2 protein-coding genes are annotated in these 815 nt (G+C 75.7%); both read left to right on the top strand.

Features of this window, described 5'->3' with window-relative positions; all coding sequences use genetic code 11:
- Positions 1-570 (top strand): ATP-binding cassette domain-containing protein (locus AC1DY2_RS20255; protein ID WP_476764048.1); only part of this gene is annotated, 570 nt, incomplete at its 5' end.
- Positions 567-815: ATP-binding cassette domain-containing protein (locus tag AC1DY2_RS20250; RefSeq protein ID WP_476764047.1), on the top strand; the 249-nt coding region annotated here is incomplete at its 3' end. The genes AC1DY2_RS20255 and AC1DY2_RS20250, both read left to right, overlap by 4 nt.

The following is an 815-nucleotide window of genomic DNA, read 5'->3' as shown; positions in this document are numbered from 1 at the left end:
CGCGACCGCCGCCCGGGCGAGTTGTCGGGCGGCCAGCAGCAGCGGGTCGCGATCGCCGTGGCCCTCGCGAACGCCCCGCTCGTGCTGCTCGCCGACGAGCCGACCGGCGAGCTCGACGAGGCCACGTCGGCCGCCGTGCTCGACGCGATGCGCGGCGTGAACGAGGAGCTCGGCGTGACCACCCTCATCGTGACGCACGACCCGACCGTGTCCGACCACGTGCGGCGCACGGTGCAGATCCGCGACGGCCGCACGTCGACCGAGGTGCTGCGTTCCACGCGCCTCGACGAGCACGGCGCCGAGCAGCACGTCGCCGAGGAGTTCGCGGTGCTCGACCGCGTGGGCCGGCTCCAGCTCCCCCACGAGTTCGTCCAGCGCCTCGACCTGCGCGAGCGGGTGCGCCTCGCCCTCGAGCCCGACCACGTCGGCGTCTGGCCCGGCCACGAGGGGGCGGATGCCGCGCCGCGGCGGGTCGGCGAGGAACCCACGGCATCGGGCGACCCCGGCGCCTCGGACCGACCCATGGGAAGCGGCCGGCACGCGGCATCCGGCCAGGAGGAGGACGCATGACGACGCTTCGCGCCGAGGCGGTGAGCCGCGTCTTCGAGACCCGCGGCGAGGCGGTGCACGCCGTGCAGGACGTGTCGCTCGAGGTGCGCCCCGGGGAGCTGCTCGTGGTGACCGGCCCTTCGGGGGCCGGCAAGACGACGCTGCTCAACCTGCTCGGCGGCCTCGATCGGCCGACGAGCGGGCGCGTGCTCCTCGGCGACTACGAGCTGTCGGCGCTAGGCGAGGACGCGCTCGCGGCCGTGCTC

This window comes from Agromyces sp. P1_H4, from assembly GCF_056405255.1.
The sequence above is the reverse complement of the archived record's forward strand: the minus strand, read 5'-3'. Positions and strand labels throughout refer to the sequence as shown.